Annotated in this window: 1 protein-coding gene and 1 pseudogene; both read left to right on the forward strand. The window is 73.3% G+C overall.

Annotated features, from left to right (window positions below; translation table 11 throughout):
* Positions 1-425 (forward strand): annotated as a pseudogene (locus IF73_RS38400) (hypothetical protein); the annotation flags it as partial.
* 165 nt (positions 426-590) lie between these two features.
* Positions 591-704: S-adenosylmethionine synthetase N-terminal domain-containing protein (locus IF73_RS40180; RefSeq protein ID WP_158822283.1), on the forward strand; the 114-nt coding region annotated here is incomplete at its 3' end.

Here is a 704-nt window from a genome sequence, read left to right on the forward strand (position 1 = left end):
CCCCCACCCCCCTCACCCCTCTGATCACCCTGCGCGCGGCACGCCACCACCACCCCGGCGTGATCTGCCTCGTCCCGCCACCACAAGCACCCGCCACCTGCTACGACCTGCTCGCCGCCACCTACGACGGGCCCGAACAGCTGCTCGTCCTCCACCCGGACACCACCACCGAAGACGCACGCCACGCACTGACCGCCCTCGGACCCGGACGGAATCTGCTGCTCGCCGGATACTCCGGAGCCGGCACCCGGGCCTGCGCCGTCGCCGGGAGCATCGCCGCCCTCAGCCACCGCCGCCCGCCCCCCGTAGTCCTCGTCGCCGTACCCGACGACACCCGGGAGCGGGCCCCGGCCCTCGCCCGCGCGCTCGGCGCGGCCACACCACCGGACCACCCTCATCACCGGCCCGTCTCCGGCACACCCTAGGCACCGCCCGGCGGCCGCCGAACCGGCGCTCTCCACCCTCTTCCCATCACACCTCGAGCGTTCCTCATCCGGGACTGTCCAAGGTGGCCAGTGGCACGGACACCCGCCCCACGCCACACCGCACCACACCCTCCCCGTGCCTCCGCCTCGACCACCTGGAGAGACATGCCGCCCCGTCTGTTCACCTCGGAGTCCGTGACCGAGGGACATCCCGACAAGATCGCCGACCGGATCAGCGACACCATCCTGGACGCGCTGCTCGCGCAGGACCCCGGGGCC

Source organism: Streptomyces sp. NRRL F-5727, assembly GCF_000719555.1.
In the GTDB taxonomy this organism is placed as follows: Bacteria; Actinomycetota; Actinomycetes; order Streptomycetales; family Streptomycetaceae; genus Streptomyces.